14 protein-coding genes are annotated in these 15189 nt (G+C 71.5%); 6 read left to right on the plus strand and 8 right to left on the minus strand.

From position 1 onward, the window contains the following. Positions 1-312 precede the first annotated feature (312 nt). The 3 genes from GUY59_RS06650 (at position 313) to GUY59_RS06660 (ending at position 4863) form a co-directional block, all read left to right on the plus strand. Entirely contained in the window at positions 313-1710 is a 1398-nt protein-coding gene (locus tag GUY59_RS06650; protein WP_138199276.1) for an MFS transporter, read from the plus strand. A 149-nt stretch (positions 1711-1859) separates the two neighbouring features. Further along, positions 1860-4262 carry a PEP/pyruvate-binding domain-containing protein gene (locus GUY59_RS06655; RefSeq protein WP_138199275.1) on the plus strand — a complete coding sequence of 801 codons (2403 nt, stop codon included), beginning with the start codon at positions 1860-1862 and terminating at the stop codon, positions 4260-4262. A 1-nt stretch (position 4263) separates the two neighbouring features. After that, positions 4264-4863 carry a TetR/AcrR family transcriptional regulator gene (locus GUY59_RS06660; protein ID WP_201760569.1) on the plus strand — a complete coding sequence of 200 codons (600 nt, stop codon included), beginning with the start codon at positions 4264-4266 and terminating at the stop codon, positions 4861-4863. Here GUY59_RS06660 and GUY59_RS06665 read toward each other — a convergent pair. From GUY59_RS06665 to GUY59_RS06675, 3 genes are read right to left on the minus strand one after another with little or no spacing between them, the layout of a single operon-like run. After that, entirely contained in the window at positions 4850-5716 is an 867-nt protein-coding gene (locus GUY59_RS06665; RefSeq protein ID WP_138199273.1) for a hypothetical protein, read from the minus strand. The genes GUY59_RS06660 and GUY59_RS06665 overlap by 14 nt on opposite strands. After that, the gene (locus tag GUY59_RS06670; RefSeq protein WP_138199272.1) at positions 5713-6042 is read right to left on the minus strand and encodes a PadR family transcriptional regulator; all 330 of its coding nucleotides are present in this window, start codon (positions 6040-6042) and stop codon (positions 5713-5715) included. The genes GUY59_RS06665 and GUY59_RS06670 overlap by 4 nt, the downstream gene beginning before the upstream one ends. 24 nt (positions 6043-6066) lie before the next feature. Then, positions 6067-6759, minus strand: coding sequence for a TetR/AcrR family transcriptional regulator (locus tag GUY59_RS06675; RefSeq protein ID WP_138199271.1), 693 nt, complete (start codon positions 6757-6759; stop codon positions 6067-6069). A 197-nt stretch (positions 6760-6956) separates the two neighbouring features. Between GUY59_RS06675 and GUY59_RS06680 the strand changes: the two genes are divergently transcribed. Then, positions 6957-7868 (plus strand): NAD-dependent epimerase/dehydratase family protein, encoded by a 912-nt coding sequence (locus tag GUY59_RS06680; RefSeq protein WP_138199270.1) that lies wholly within the window; start codon positions 6957-6959, stop codon positions 7866-7868. Continuing rightward, positions 7865-8752: a Gfo/Idh/MocA family protein gene (locus tag GUY59_RS06685; protein ID WP_138199269.1), complete on the plus strand. Its 888-nt coding sequence runs from the start codon at positions 7865-7867 to the stop codon at positions 8750-8752. Before GUY59_RS06680 ends, GUY59_RS06685 begins: the two co-directional genes overlap by 4 nt. 81 nt (positions 8753-8833) lie before the next feature. On the opposite strand, the gene GUY59_RS06690 is transcribed toward GUY59_RS06685, so the two are convergent. From GUY59_RS06690 to GUY59_RS06705, 4 genes are read right to left on the minus strand one after another with little or no spacing between them, the layout of a single operon-like run. Then, positions 8834-9658 carry a trypsin-like serine peptidase gene (locus GUY59_RS06690; RefSeq protein ID WP_138199268.1) on the minus strand — a complete coding sequence of 275 codons (825 nt, stop codon included), beginning with the start codon at positions 9656-9658 and terminating at the stop codon, positions 8834-8836. A 55-nt stretch (positions 9659-9713) separates the two neighbouring features. Continuing rightward, on the minus strand, positions 9714-10718 hold the full coding sequence (locus GUY59_RS06695; RefSeq protein WP_138199267.1) for an acetamidase/formamidase family protein: 1005 nt from the start codon (positions 10716-10718) through the stop codon (positions 9714-9716). Then, a complete protein-coding gene (locus tag GUY59_RS06700) occupies positions 10715-12082 on the minus strand; it encodes an APC family permease (RefSeq protein WP_138199266.1) in 1368 nt (455 codons plus the stop codon). The genes GUY59_RS06695 and GUY59_RS06700 overlap by 4 nt, the downstream gene beginning before the upstream one ends. A 52-nt stretch (positions 12083-12134) precedes the next feature. Then, positions 12135-13214 (minus strand): substrate-binding domain-containing protein, encoded by a 1080-nt coding sequence (locus GUY59_RS06705; protein ID WP_252374830.1) that lies wholly within the window; start codon positions 13212-13214, stop codon positions 12135-12137. Positions 13215-13263: 49 nt separating this feature from the next. On the opposite strand from GUY59_RS06705, the gene GUY59_RS06710 reads away from it, so the two are divergent. Further along, positions 13264-13710, plus strand: coding sequence for a MarR family winged helix-turn-helix transcriptional regulator (locus tag GUY59_RS06710; RefSeq protein WP_132598133.1), 447 nt, complete (start codon positions 13264-13266; stop codon positions 13708-13710). Positions 13711-13807: 97 nt separating this feature from the next. Here GUY59_RS06710 and GUY59_RS06715 read toward each other — a convergent pair whose 3' ends face one another. Then, complete coding sequence (locus GUY59_RS06715; RefSeq protein ID WP_132333966.1) at positions 13808-15085, minus strand: Glu/Leu/Phe/Val family dehydrogenase; 1278 nt, start codon at positions 15083-15085, stop codon at positions 13808-13810. Between the last annotated feature and the right edge of the window lie 104 nt (positions 15086-15189).

Here is a 15189-nt window from a genome sequence, read left to right on the forward strand (position 1 = left end):
TTCTCGCTGACTCCCCCGCTCGGCCGGCGGTCGAAGTGATCGCCGACAAGTGGCCGGTCGTGGTGTTGTACGCGCTCAGCCGAGGACCGCGCCGCCACGGCGAACTGGTCTCCTGGCCTGCGCTGATCCTGCGGACCGCGCGGCACGGGCATCGGCGGCGGTCCTGTCATGGTGTGCGCCCAGCCGTTCCGCGCGGTCCGGTGGCCCGCGTATCCGGTGGCCAGGTCCTGGCCAAATAGAAAACGTTGCGTTCTCAATAGGTGAAGCCTATGCTACGTAGAGAACGCTTCGTTCTCTAAGAGGTGGGGTGTCATGGCCGTCGTGTTGTCGGGCCTGATTCTGACGATGCTGCTGGGCGCGCTCGACCAGACGATCATGGCGCCCGCGCTCCCGGCCGTGGCGGGCAGCCTGGGCGGGCTCGACCAGATGCCGGTCGTCGTCACCGCCTACCTCGTCGCCGCCACCGTGGTCATGCCTGTCTACGGCAAGCTCGGCGACAGGTACGGCCGCAAGCCCGCCATGCAGGTGGCCATCGTGGTGTTCGTGGCCGGAGCCGTGCTGTGCGCGCTGGCCACCTCGATGCCGCAGTTCATCGCCTTCCGCGCCCTGCAGGGGCTGGGCGGTGGCGGGCTCATGATCGGCGCCCAGGCCATCATCGGCGAGATCGTCAGCCCGCGCGAAAGGGGCCGCTATCTCGGCTTCATCGGAGCCGCCTACGTCGTGGCCGCCGTGGGCGGACCGCTGATCGGCGGGCTGTTCATCGACCGGCTGAGCTGGCGGTGGATCTTCGCCATCTACCCACCGCTCGGCCTGATCGCCCTGATCGTGCTGAGCGTGACGTTGCGGCTGCCGAAGCCCCGTACGCGGGCGCCGCTCGACGTTGCGGGCGCGCTCACCCTGGCCGTCGCCGTGGTCGGCGTGGTCATGGTGGGGCAGACCCGCGACCCCGTATACCTGGTCGTGGCCGCTGCCGGGCTGGTGGCCTGGCTGGTCAGCACCCGGTACGCCAAGGACCCGATCCTGCCGTTGCGGCTCTTCCGTGACCGGGCCTTCGCGATCCCCGTGGCGATCAGCCTGCTCATCGGGTTCGCGCTGTTCGGGACGATCACGTACATGCCGGCCTACCTGCAGATCGCCACGGGCACCAGCGCCACGCAGGCGGGGCTGCTGGTGACCGCACTGATGGGCGGCGTGCTGGTCACGACCATCGTGTCCGGCCGGCTGATCACGCGGACCGGGAAGTACAAGGCCTACCCTGTCGCCGGCACGGCCGTGGCGGCGGCCGGACTCGGGCTGATCGGTCTGGCCGGCGGCTCGGCGCTCGGGCTCGCCCTGGCCATGCTGCTGACCGGGCTGGGCGTCGGGCTCGTCATGCAGACCATGGTGCTGGCCGCGCAGAACGCCGTGGGGTACGCCGACCTCGGCACCGCCACCTCGTCGGTGACGTTCCTGCGCCAGATCGGCGCCTCGGCCGGGGTCGCGCTGGTAGGGGCCCTGATCACCATGAGGTCCGGCATCGCCGCCACCGATCCGGCGGCCCTGCCCGCCGGCGTGCGCGAAGCCTTCACCGCCGCCGTGCCGTCGGTGTTCGCGGCCATGGCGCCGCTGCTGGTGGTGGCGTTCGTGCTCGCGCTCGCGCTGCCGGCGCGGCCACTGCGCACCACCGCCCACACCGAGGATGAAGCGGTGGACGCCGGGAACCGGCCGTGAGCGCTGAGGACCGGGCGCCCATGGCGAGTGGTTCGTGAATGCGAGGAGAACGGGTGATGGAAGGCGAGGAGCGGTGGTGACCGCGCCGCGGCCGTACGCCGGAAGCACTGTCGTGGTCGCCACTCCGGAGTGGATGACGAGGAGATGACGTGAAAGCCGAGAGAAACCGTGAAAGCCGGGAAGCGACCGGAAGCCTCGTCGCACCCCTGGACGCCTTCGGCCATGACGATCTGGCCGTGGCCGGCGGCAAGGGCGCGAACCTGGGGGAGCTGGTCAGGAAGGGCCTGCCGGTGCCGGGTGGTTTCATCGTCACCACCCACGCGTACGGGCTGGTCGCGCAGGGCCATGACACGCGCGAGTACTTCGAGCAAGCCGAGCTGCCCGCCGACCTGGCGGAGGCGATCGCCGACGCCTACGCCGGTCTCGGCGGCGGGCCCGTGGCCGTGCGCTCCAGTGCCACCGCCGAGGACCTGCCGGGGGCCGCGTTCGCCGGTCAGCAGGACACCTACCTCAACGTGGTCGGCGAGGAGGCGCTGTTCGACGCCGTGCGCCGCTGCTGGGGTTCGTTGTGGACCGATCGCGCGAAGGCCTACCGCGCGAGGTTGGCCATCGACGGTTCAGGGGTGCGGATCGCGGTGGTGGTGCAGAGCATGGTGGAGGCCGAGACGGCCGGGGTCATGTTCACCGCGAACCCCGTCACCGGCGACCGCGCGCAACTCGTCATCGACGCCAGCAGCGGCCTCGGGGAGGCCGTCGTCTCCGGGCTCGTCACGCCCGACCACTATGTGGTCGGCGCCTCTGGGCACGTCGACTTCACTCCGGGCCGCCGCGAGGTGGTCATCCGGGGTACCTCCGGCGGCGGCGTCAGCCGCGAGACCGGCGCGGCGGACGCCGCCGAGCGGCTGCCCGATGCGGTGGTGGAGGAACTGGCCCGGCTCGGCAGAGACGTCGCCGCGCACTTCGGGCGCCCCCAGGACATCGAGTGGGCCTACGCGGGCGGCCGGGTGCACCTGCTGCAGGCGCGGCCGATGACCGCGCTGCCGCCGCCACCGGTCGGGAAGCTCAACCCGATCCAGCGCCGGCTGGTGACCGTTCTGCTCGAATACCTCCCTGAGCGGCCGTACCCGATTGACGTGACGACCTGGCTGCCGTACGGCCCGGCCGGGCTCATGCGCAAGATCACGTCCTCGTACGGGATCCGGGGCGCGTTCGAGAACTTCCTGCGCGAGGAGGACGGGGTCGTCTACCAGCTCGTGCCGCCGAAGCCGCATCCGACGCCGAGGATGTTGCTCACCCCGTTCCGGCTCCTCGCCAGGGCCAGACGGTACGACCCCGCCCGCTGGACCGAGGACCCGCGCTACCGCGACTATCTCCACCGGGCCAGGGAGCTGGCCTCGCGCGATCTCGGGTCGATGCCGTGGGAGCGGCTGGTCCGCGTGCCGAGGGAGGTGCTCGACGTCGTGCAGCCGGTGGCCGGCCTGCGCATGGACTACCTGCCGGGCTCGGGGCTCGCGCTGCTGCGGCTGCTGATGGCGGTCCGGCTGCTGGGCCGCCGCGAGCTGTTCGGCGACCTGCTGTACGGGGCGCGTACCCGTACCACCGACGCCAACGAGGCGCTGGAGCGGCTCGCGCGGGTGGCCAGGCGCACCGGAGCGCTTGACGCGGACCCGTTGCCGGCCGAGTTCGAGGGCGAGTTGCGGGAGTTCCTCGCCGAGTACGGTCACCGGGAGACGTCGAGCCCCGTCCTCGTCACCCCGCCGACCTGGGCGGACGCTCCTGAGGCCGTGCTCGGCCTGGTCAGGGCGCTGGCCGGCGCCCCACCCGGGAAGAAGGAGGGCGAGGACGCGCTCGACCGCCTGCTCCGTCACCCGCGCCTGCGTTCCGAGCGCCGCCGCGCCCGGGTGCGGCGCTGGGCGGCGGCGGCCCGCGCGGGCGTCGCCTTCCGCGAGGACAGCCACTTCTCCTTCACGCTGCCGCAGCCCGTCCTGCGCAGGTCGCTGGTGGAGATCGGCCGCCGCCTGGCCGACGTGTGGGTGCTCGACCGGCCCGAGGACGTCTTCCACCTGCGGCTGGAGGAGCTCGAAGCGATCGGGGACGTCACCGCGCTGTCCGTGGACGACAGGGAGCGGCTGCGCGAGAAGGTCAGGGCGCGGGCGGCCAAGCGGGAGGAGCTGTCCGGTGTGCGGCTGATCGACCCGGCCGCGGTCTTCCCGTCCCGCGCGACGGGCGACGCGCTCCTCACCGGGTCGCCCGCGAGCGGCGGCGTCGCGACCGGGCCGGTGAAGCTGATCAGGGAGCCGGCCGACTTCGGCAAGCTGAAGGGCGGCGACGTGCTCGTCTGCCCGTACACGAACCCCTCGTGGACGCCGCTCTTCCAGCAGGCGGCGGCCGTGGTCGTCGACACGGGCGGCGCGGGCTCGCACGCGGCGATCGTGGCCAGGGAGTACGGCATCCCGGCCGTCATGGGCACGGGCACGGGCACGTCGGTGCTCCAGGACGGCGAGATCGTCACCGTCGACGGCGGCGCGGGCACGGTCGCCCGCGCTACCTAAGATGCGTGTCATGGTCACCGACCACCGCAAACTGCCGCGGCGCCGGGGCGAGGCGCTCAACGCGGCCATCTACCAGGCGACGCTCGACGAGCTGGCCGAGGTCGGCTACGCCGGGCTGACCATGGAACGGGTCGCCGAGCGGGCGAGGGCCAGCAAGGCCTCGCTCTACCGGCGCTGGCCCTCCCGCATCGAGCTGGTGATGGAGGCGGTCTACAGCTCGCTGCCCACCCCGGAGTCCTCGCCCGACACCGGCAACCTCCGCGACGACCTGGTGGCGATGCTGAGCCGTACGGCGCAGGCGTTGTCGGGTCCGGCCGGCGAGGCGATGCGCGGCCTGCTCGGTGAGGCGCTGCGCAGCGAGTCGCCGCTGAGCGCCATGCGCAGGAGCACGCAGGGCGTCGGGAGGAAGATGATGGAGGAGGTCGTCCGCCGGGCCGTCGAGCGGGGTGAGGTCGATCCCCGCGACGTCACCCCTCGACGGCTCGACGCCGGGCAGGCGCTGCTACGGCACCATTTTCTCTTCCAGGGCACGCCCATCCCGGACAGCCTCGTGGTCGAGATCGTGGACGAGGTGCTGGTGCCGCTGCTCAAACGGCGGTGAGCGGGCTTGTCACGGTCCGGCTCCGCCTGAGCGCGTGCCGCGCGGCCAGCCCGGCCATGCAGACGCTGACCAGCGCGCTCACGGTGACCGCCGCCGCGAACGTCCACGGCGCCTGCGCCAGACCGAGCAGCGTCAGAGCCGCGACGGGCAACCAGGCCAGCGCGGTGACGATGGCCGCCACCGCGAGCACCTTGGCGCCGGTCCCGGCCTCGGACGTCAGCGAGGGAACCTCCGCCGCCACCGTGAACACGGGCAACGACAACGCCAGGATGCCCGGGACGAAGAAGCCGCCCGTCATCGCGTCGCCAAGAGGCCCGGCCGAGGTCGTCGCGTAGGAGAGGTGGCCCAGCAGCACGATGGGGACGGCGACGGAGAGCGCCGTCGTGACCACGCGCCGAGCCCTTTCACGCGTCACGAGCCCATGCACGGGGTCGTCCATGGCGCCGCGGGCGGCGAGCACGACCGGCGTCATCGCCAGTGCTCCCATGACGCCCGCCGTGACGAACAACGACGTCGCCATGCCCTGCAGCGTCTGGGCGAGCGTCCCCATGTCGGTGGCCTCGGCCCAGACGCGGTGCAGGCTCTGCCGGTCGCGCGTACTCGGATTCCACAGGAACCACAGAGCGGCGCCCAGGACGTACAGGACGGCGGTGGCGGGAATGCGGAACGGCCGCCGTCCCGGGATGCGCCGGTGGTGGAGCCACGCGTCGGCCGCGCCCCCGATCAGGTCGAGCACCGTGCGTACGCGCACCGGCCGGGAGGCGACCAGGTCGGCGACCTCGTCGCCGTAGCGCTGCCGCCACGCGTGCGGATAGAGGCTCACCGTCGACTTGGCGATGACGCGCAGGATCATGTCGTCCCCCAGACGATCGCGGTGCGCCGTGCGCCCGCCTGCTCGATGCGCCGCAGCGTGGCGAGCTGCTCCCGCAGCGCCTCGCGCCCCCTCTCCGTGATCCGGTACGGCTTGCGCCGCTCGGCCGTCTCGACCGCTTCGATCCACGCGCGCTCCTCCAGCCGCATCAGCGCGCCGTAGAGTGTGCCGGGCTCCAGCGCGGTGCCCGAGAACTTCTCGATGTCGTGGATCATCCGGTAGCCGTGTTTCTGCCCTTCGGCCAGGCTGATGAGCACCAGCAGCGCCACGTCGGTGAAGCGGCCGAGCTCGGATGTCTTCCGTGCCATATAGTCAGTAAAACTTAGTAAGTGTCACTGAGCAATCCCCATCGTGTCCGCCGCGAGTCGCATCGCGTGCTCGAACGCCGTCCTGCGGTTCTCGATCACGTTGTTGAACTGGCCGAACACCTCGAAGCCGACCCACCCGTACAGTGCGGTCCACGCCGAGACGGCTCGCCAGATCACCGCGTCGGGCACGCCCGGCATGAGCTCGCGGAAGGAGCCGGCGTCGCGTTCGAGCTCCTCGGGGGCGTGGTCCGCGGGCGGGGTGATCGCGCCGGCCTCCCAGGCGTCGGAGATGATCCGGCCGTACACGGCGACGTCGCGCACCCTGGCCGCGATGGTGTCCTGGGGCGCCTGGTAGCCGGGTACGGGGGAGCCGTAGATCAGGGCGTATTCGTGCGGGTGTGCGACGGCCCACTCGCGCACCGCGTGGCAGGCGGCCAGCCACCGTCCGGGGAAGTCGTCGCGGGGGCAGGCGGACCCGGCCTGTTCCACGGCCTCCCCCAGGGCGTTGTAACCGTCGACGATCAGTGCGGTGAGCAGGTCGTCGCGGCTCGGGAAATAGCGGTAGATGGCCGAGGAGACCATGCCCATCTCCCGTGCGACGGCCCGCAGCGACAGGCCGCCCGCTCCCTCCGTGGCGAGCTGGCGCCGCGCGATGTCGGTGATCTCCCTGGTGAGCTCGGCCCTGACACGTTCTCTTGCGGTACGGCTGGCAGTCATGCTCCCCAGATTATCAGAGCGGTGCAAAAAAACGAGAGCGCCGCTCTTGACGAACATCGCTCTTTTGGGAGAGCATTGCTCTCGTAAGGGAACGGGTGGTCACTGCAGGCCCCGAGCCGGGCCGGCCACCCCGCGGACGCCTTCGCCGCGCTCTTCGTCAACGCGGTTCTCCGCATCATCTGGAAGCAGGTCTGCACATGGGTAAGCACGTCGTCGTGGGCTCCGGCCAGGTCGGCACGCATCTGGCCGCCAAGCTCGTCGCGCAGGGACACGAGGTCGTCGTCGTCACCCGCTCGGGCCGCGGTCCCGACGGGGCGGTCAAGGTGGCCGCCGACGTCGCCGACCAGGCCAGGCTCACCGAGCTCGCCAAGGGCGCCGACGTTCTCTACAACTGCGTCAACCCTCAGTACCACCGCTGGCTCACCGACTGGCCGCCGATGGCCGCGTCATTCCTGGCCGCCGCCGAGTCGAGCGGCGCCGTGCTGGTGATCCTCGGCAACCTCTACCCGTACGGGCCGGTCTCCGTGCCGATGACGGAGGACCTGCCGCTCGCCTCCACCACCCCCAAGATGCGAGTACGCGCGAAGATGTGGACCGACGCGCTGGCCGCGCACGAGGCCGGCCGGATCAGGGTGACCGAGGTGCGCGGCTCCGACTACTTCGGGCCGGGCGCGACCGACCAGTCCTACCTGGGCGAACGCTTCATCGGGCCGCTCAGGGCGGGCAAGACCGTCCCGCTCGTCTGGCCGGCCGACATGCCGCACAGCTGGACGTACCTGCCGGACGTGGCCGACGCGCTGATCACGGCGGGCGGTGACGAGCGGGCCTGGGGCAGGCCGTGGCACGTGCCCACCGGCGCGCCGCTGACCTTCCGCCAGCTGGGGGAGAAGATGGCCGCGCTGCTGGGGCGGCCCGCCCCCCGGATGAGGCAGCTGCCCTGGCCGCTGCTGCGGGCGGTGGGGCTGTTCTCGCCCTTCCTCGGCGAGCTGAAGCACACGCGCTACCAGTTCGTCGCGCCGTACGTGCTCGACTCCTCGGCGTTCCAGCGTACGTTCGGCGTGGCGCCCACCCCGATCGAGGACGCGCTCAAGGCTACGCTCGACGCGTGAAGACAGCCCTGATCGGCCTGGGCGACATCGCGGAGAAGGCCTACCTTCCGGTGCTCGCCGCCCAGCCCGCCCTCGACCTGCACCTCTGTACGCGCAACACGGCCCGGCTGGACCGGCTCGGCGACACCTACCGGATCGCCGCCCGGTCGTCGAGCGTGGACGAAGTGATCAAGGCCGGCGTCGAGGCGGCGTTCGTGCACGCCGCCACCGACGCCCACCCCGAGATCGTCGAGCCGCTGCTCAGGGCGGGTGTGCACGTCTACGTCGACAAGCCGATCGCCTACACCCTCGCCGAGTCCGAGCGGCTCGTGCGGCTGGCCAGGTCCGAGGGCCGGTCTCTGATGGTGGGGTTCAACCGCCGGCACGCGCCCGGATATGTCGGACTTGCCTCTCATCCGCGCCATCTCCTCCTCATGGAGAAAAATCGCGCTAATCACCCCGACACGCCCCGCCGGGTGATATTTGATGACTTCATCCACGTGGCGGACACCCTCAGATTCCTCGCGCCCGGCCCGGTCACCGACACCACGATCAGGACCCGCGTCCGCGAGCGCCTGATCGAGCACATCGTCCTGGAGCTGTCCGGCGACGGCTTCACCGCCATCGGCGTCATGAACCGGGTCGGCGGGGCCTCCGAGGAGTCCTGCGAGGCCATGGGCGACGGCGGCAAGCGGCGCGTGGTCAACCTCGGCGACGTCATCGAGTACAAGGGCGGCGAGAGCCTCGTCAGGCGGCCCGACTGGGTGCCGGTGGCCAGGCAGCGCGGCATCGAGCAGATCTGCCTGGAGTTCCTCGCCGCCGTACGCGAGGGCCGGGTGATCGACGCCGGCGACGCCCTGGCCACCCACGCGCTCTGCGAGCAGATCGCCGAGCACGCCGCCTGACATCTGGGCGGTGCCCGCCGGACGCCGCCCGGCCCGCGACGGGCGGCCCCGCCGCGTGTGCCCGAGCCGCGTCCGGACGGCTCAGCCGCGCTGCCTGAGCCGCATCGTCCGGTCGGCCCTGGCGAACATGCGTTTGAACGGCTTTTCACCGAGCCGGGCGAGCACGGTGTACCCCTTCGAGTCGCTCAGCGGGCTGGACGACGACACGACCCCCGCCACGGAGCCGCCGTACATCGCGGGCCCGCCGCTGCCGCCGGCGGCGGCGTGGCAGTTGCGGGTGACCATCAGCCCCGGCCCCTCGAAGATCGCCTCCGACGCGTCACCCACACACCGGTACAGCCGGGTGCCCGGATAACCCTTGCCCGCCGGGTAGCCCAGCAACTCCAGGCCCTCCAACGTGGCGCCCTTGGCCGTGGTCATCGTCGGCAGCCCCCGGCCGGTCACGGCCTCCAGCGGGCGCTTGCCGCGCCCGACCCCCACCAGCCCGATGTCGTACGGCAGCAGCCCCGGCGAGTACGGCCGGTTGCGCCACCTCGCCGGCACCCACGTGCGCACGGCGGGCCAGACGCCGAGCCCCGGCCGCCCGCCGTCGTAGCCGGGCAGGAAGGCCAGGTTCTCGAGCGACCGGCCGTGGTTGTAGAGGCAGTGCGCGGCCGTCAGCACGAGGCTGCGGCTGCGCGAGCCGATCACCGTGCCGCCGCACAACACGTCCCGCCGGGAGACGGGGTCGTGACCGAGCAGCACCCCGGTGAGGCGCCGCGCCCCCGCGTAGGGGCGCGCGACCGGCGCGTAGCCGAGGCGGTCCCCGTCAGGCGTCAGGACACGGGCGGAGGGCACGTTGCGCTGGGACACCTCGGTGACGGCGGTCGGGTCGATCAGGGCGAGGGACAACACCAACCTGAGCACCCGGCCAGCCTACGGCGAAGATGATCAGACCTCTGACCTGCGACATTCCTCTTTACTAAGTCGTGTACTGGGCGGCGAGAGCGCGCAGGCGGGCGTGCGTGGAGTCGTAGACCGCCGCGCCACCCGTGTACGCCTTGGGCAGCTTGGCGACCATCGTGTAGTTGGTGTCGCACACGTTGCCGACCGGCGCCTGCCCGGCCTGGCTGACGAGCTGGTAGGCGTCGAGCGTGTCCAGCCCGGTCAGCTCCGACGTCCACGTGACCAGGTCGTGCTGGCTGATCCGGTACGCGTCCTCCAGGGGCCTGGCCGACCCGGTGGACATCAGGTGCAGGTCGTCCTCCATCCGGGGCCACGGCGTGGCGACCCCCTTGATCAGATCGACCGCGACGACCGTGTTCATGGCCGCCTCGACCGCGGTGCCGCAGACCTCGCCGTGGCCCTGCAGCCCGTGGCCGTCGCCGATCGAGAACATCCCTCCCTCGACGTTGACCCCCAGGTAGACGGTGACGCCGGCGCGCAGCTCGGGGGTGTCCATGTTTCCGCCGTGCGCGTCGGGGGTGATCGTCATGCGGGCCTCGTTCGCGGCCGGGGCCACGCCCACGGTGCCGTGCATCGGGTCGAGCGGCAGCTCCACGCTGAAGTCGCTGTTGCGGGCGTGGTAGACGGCCACGCCCTTGGCGAGGTCGATGTCGTAGCGCCAGACCCGTTCCTCCAGCGGCGGCTGGAGCATCGCCGTGGTGTGGGTGCCGGTCAGCGCGCCGAAGTGGGGGAACGTCGTGGAGACCGCCCAGTCCCTGGCCGGGGTGATGGCGATGAAGTGCAGGGCCAGCGTGTCGCCCGGCTCGGCGCCCTCCACGTGGAAGGGGCCGGTCACGGGGTTGAGGTAGGGGAACTCGCACACCTGGGACGGCAGGTCGTCAACGTGCCGGACGAGGCCGCCGAAGCAGTCTTCGGTGTAGAGCTCCACGATCGTGCCCGGCCGCACCTTACCGACGGCGGTGCGCCCGCCGAAGGTGTAGCTCAGGTCCTCCGGCGCGGGGTGGTAGGAGACGACGTTCACGAGACCTCCGTGGGAAGTGTGGGCTTACGGCCGATCAGGTAGGTGATGCCCAGAATGGCCAGGCCGATGGCGAGCCACACGCCGCCGACCCACTGGGCCGCGACGTTCTGGTTGTACACGACGGCCACGAGGACGGCGAAGCCGATGACCGGGGCGACGAGGTGGGCCCACCAGTTGGTGCTGCGCTGCTTGACCGCGTAGTGCACGACGACGGAGACGTGCAGCACCAGGAAAGCGGACATGGCGCCGAAGTTCACCAGCGAGGCCAGCTCGCCGACGCCGTTCGCCCTGGTGCTCATGAAGACGCCGAGGACCAGCGAGACGGCGGCCACCGCGAGGGTCGCGTTGACCGGCACCTTGTGCTTCGCGTTCACCCGCGACAGGAAGGCGGGCAGTTGCCGGTCGCGGGCCATCGCGAACAGCAGCCGCGACGTGGCGGCCTGCGCGACCAGCGAGTTGGCGAAGCCCCAGGCGACGGCGGTCGCCACGGCGGTGAGCACCGCCAGCCACGGCCCGCCGGCGTACGCGGCCGTGTCGTAGAAGGCGTTGCCCGCCGGGTCGCCGTCGGCGATCAGGGCGTCGCGGCCGGGGGTGAGGAGGGCCGCGACCCAGGTCTGCGTGACGAACAGCACGGCCGCCAGGCCGAGTGCGGCCAGCATGGACCTGCCGAGCCTGCGGGCGTCCTCCCGGTTCTCCTCGGCCAGCGTGGAGATGCCGTCGAAGCCGAGGAACGACAGCACGGCCACCGACGCGGCGGCGAACACCACGCTGAACGTGAACCCGGACGAGTCGAAGATCGGCGTGAGTGCGCCGGTCTGCGCCTTGCCCTGCGCCAGCGCGACGCCGGCGACCACCAGGAAGATCGCCAGTACGACCAGCTCGGCCGCCAGCATGATCCGGGTGATCCTGGCCGTCATCTGGATACCGAGGTAGTTGACGACGGTGTTGAGCACCACGAACGCCGCCAGCCACGCCCAGACGGGAATCAAGGGCACGAACGAGTTCATGGCGACGCTGGCCACCAGATAGAGCAGCGACGGCACGAGCACGTAGTCGAGCAGGATGGCCCAGCCGGCCATGAACCCGACGGGGGCGGCGATGCCGCGGCCCGCGTACGTGTAGACGGACCCGGCCATCGGGAACGCCTTGGCCATCTGCGCGTACGACAGTGCCGTGAAGGCCATCGCCACCAACCCGATCACGTACGCCAGCGCCACCATGCCGTGGGAGACGGAGAAGACGTTGCCGAAGATCCCGAACGGTGCGATCGGCACCATGAAGATCAGGCCGTAGATCATCAGGTCGGTGAAGCCCAGCGAGCGCTGGAGCTCCTGGCGGTAGCCGAACTGCTCGATCGTGCTCATGGGACGGCTCCTTGTGCGTCGGGGGCGTCTCGCACCTTAGATCCAAAGCTTTCTAGTGAAAAGGTTTCTCTAGAAAGAAACTCAGGCCGTCCGCCCTGCCGAGGTGAACGGGATGGTGCACCTGCCGTCCCAGCAGTGTGAGCGTCCCGCGTGCGCTGGTGATGGTGGCGCCGTCGGCCACCGCGTCGAGCGCGGGCACGGCCAGCGAACCCGCCCGCCCGCACAGCGCGGCCAGCATCGCGACGGCCTCGTAGCAGCCGTGGCCGTGGGCGTTCAGCATGGGGGCGTCGGGGCCGAAGCGGGCCGCGTACCGCTGGGCGAAGGCGAGGCTCGCCTCGGTCGGCAGGTCGCGGAAGTAGCCCATCGACGCGTACAGCCCGCCGGTGACGTCACCGCCGATGCCCAGCAGGCCGTGCTCCTCCAGCGCGCCGCAGAGCCGGGTCGCGCCGAGCCCGCCGGCCGCGTACGCGCGGTTGAAGTCCATGAGGTCGCTGCCGATCAGCGTCAGCAGGACGGCGTCGGGACGGGCGTCCGCCACCCGGTCGAGCCGCCGCGCCGCGTCGCCGTACGGGACGAGGCTCTCACCCACCACGGTGGCGCCGAGCGCGCGCAGCAGCGGCCGGGCGTTCGCGTGCACCAGGCGCGGCCAGATGTAGTCGTTGCCCAGCAGGAACCACCGTCGTGCCCGTCGGGTGCCGACCAGCCACTCGATGCCCGGCGCGAGTTGCCGGTCGGGGGTCTCGCCGAGGAAGTAGACGCCCGGCGCGTGCCCCCCGCCTTCGTACGGAGGCCCGTAGACGAACGGCACCCGCCCGGCGATCGCGGCCACCACCTCGACCCGCACGTCACTGGCGTGGGCGCCCGTGACGGCCTGCACCGTGCCCGTCCTGACCAGCTCGGACACCTCGGCCGCCACCTGCCGCGCGGGTCGTCCGCCGTCGACGAGGACCAGCTCGACCGGCCTGCCCAGCAGGCCCCCCGCGGCGTTGAGCTCCTCCGCCGCCAGCACGGCGCAGTTGATGGCGCAGGGCCCCATCAGGCCGAGCACCCCGGACACGGGCACGACCAGGCCGATCCTGATCGCACCCGACGGGAGGAGCCGCGCTTCGAGAGGATCGACGGTCGCCGCCACGCCGACGAGTATCCTCCCTTCAAGCTCTCCGACGAAAGGACCTCCTCCCATGACCTCCTCAGGCCTCGGGTCCTCGCTCGCCTATCTGCTGAGCCGCGCGGAGCGCAGCGTCAACCGAGGGCTGGCGGCCGCGCTGGCGGGCGAGGACGTCACCGTCGAGCAGTGGCGCATCATGCGCGCGCTGGCCGACGGGCGGGGCGACTCGATGGGCGAGCTGGCCGCGGCCGTGCTCATGCCCCATCCGACCCTGACCAAGGCGATCGACCGGCTGATCGAGCGGGCGCTGGTCTACCGCGGGCCGTCGAAGGGCGACCGGCGGCGGGTGGCGGTGTTCGTCTCGGACCGGGGCGCGGAGCTGCTCGCGCGGGTCGACGGAGCGGTGGCCGAGCACCACGGGCTCGTCGCGGTCGCGTTCGGCGCCGAGCGCACCGAGCGGCTCATGCGCGATCTGGAGGGCCTGGTGGCCGCGCTCGACTACGCGGAGCTGCGGAAATAAGTCCAAGAAGAGCGCCGGGGCCCGCCCCGGACGGCGGGCCCCGGTCGTTCAGGCCGGCGGTCGTCCTTGACCACCGCTGGTCTGAACTCGCTGGACGTTACGGGTAGAGGCCGCGCATCTGGTGCGCGTCGGCCACTCGGCCCACACCGATGACGTGCGCCGCCTGCCTGAGCGTCAGCCCGCGCTCGGCGGCCAGCGACTTCACCTCGGAGTAGGCGCCCTGCATGAGGTCGCGCAGTTTCAGCTCGACCTCGCTGGAGCTCCAGGAGTAGGCCTGCATGTTCTGCACCCATTCGAGGTACGACACGATCACCCCGCCCGCGTTGGCCAGGATGTCGGGCACGACCATGGTGCCGGAGGCGGCGAGGATCTCGTCGGCCTGCGGCGTGGTCGGGCCGTTGGCGCCCTCGACGATCAGCCTGGCCCGGATTCTGGGCGCGTTGGCCTCGGTGATCGCGCCTTCCAGCGCGGCCGGGACCAGCAGGTCGACGTCCAGTTCGAGCAGGTCGTCGCGGGCCAGCGCGTCGGCATGGCGGTAGCCGTGCACGCCGCCGGCCTCGGCGACCCAGGCGCGCAGCCGGGCGATGTCGAGGCCGCCGCTCGCGTGGACGGCGCCCGTGACGTCGGAGACGGCCACGACCTTGCAGCCGGCGTCGGACAGGTATTGGGCGGCGAGCGCCCCCACCTTGCCGAAGCCCTGCACGGCCACGGTCACGCCCTCGGGCGAGCCGCCCAGCGCGGCCAGCGCCGCGATCTGCACACCGCGCGAGGTCGCGCTCGCGCGACCGAGCGAGCCGCCCAGCGTCATCGGCTTGCCGGTGACCACACCGGGCACGGAGTAGCCGGCGTTGACGCTGTAGGTGTCCATGACCCACGCCATGGTCTGCTCGTCGGTGCCGACGTCGGGCGCGGGGATGTCCTTCTCCGGGCCGATCAGCGGCAGGATCTCGTTGACGTAGCGGCGGGTCAGCCGTTCCAGCTCGCGGGTGGTGAGCCCGGACGGGTCCACGGCCACGCCGCCTTTGGCGCCGCCGTACGGGATGCCGACCAGTGCGCACTTCCACGTCATCCACATCGCGAGCGCGGTGACCTCGTGGATGTCGGTGCCGGGATGAAACCGGAGCCCGCCCTTGGCGGGGCCGCGTGAGACGTTGTGCTGGACCCGGTAGCCCTGGACGACGTCGAGACGTCCGTCCTCGCGCCGCACCGGGACCGAGACGGTCAGGGAGCGGCGGGGCGTCGCCAGCATCGTACGGAGCCCGTCGTCGAGCCCGAGATGCTCGGCGGCCTGGTCGAGTTGGTGGAGAGCGGAGTCGAGTGCTTGACGCCCCGGTGTGATCAGGGCCGGCGTCGTTGACGGCACCATGATGCTCATCGAAGAGTTTCCTCCTGGTATTTACGCCCTTTATGTAGGGAAGGCGCCTTTGCCTTCCTTTTTGGGCGATCTTGTTACGATCATCCTATGGCGGGGGTTTGATC

The sequence above is a fragment of the Nonomuraea sp. K271 genome, assembly GCF_009908215.1.
GTDB classification, from domain to species: Bacteria; Actinomycetota; Actinomycetes; order Streptosporangiales; family Streptosporangiaceae; genus Nonomuraea; species Nonomuraea longispora.